Consider the following 235-nt stretch of genomic DNA (forward strand, 5'->3'; position numbering starts at 1 on the left):
GCGGTGCAGCGCTGGCCGGCGCTGGTGAAGGCGGATTGCACGACCAGCACGGCGGCGGTGTGAAGGTCCGGCGTGTCCCACACGACGATGGGGTTGTTGCCGCCCATTTCCAGCGCCAGAATCTTCTCCGGTCGCGTCGCGAACAGCCGGTTGAGCGCGATGCCGGTGCGCGCCGAACCGGTGAACAGCAGCCCATCGATGTCGCGGTGTTCGGCGAGTGCCTTGCCCTGATCGG

General features: G+C 68.1%; 1 protein-coding gene. It reads right to left on the reverse strand.

The features are described 5' to 3' along the window. Window positions 1-235: aldehyde dehydrogenase family protein (locus AC0IYH_RS34060; protein ID WP_471838899.1), on the reverse strand; the 235-nt coding region annotated here is incomplete at both ends.

This window comes from Pseudomonas sp. AC463, assembly GCF_979253585.1.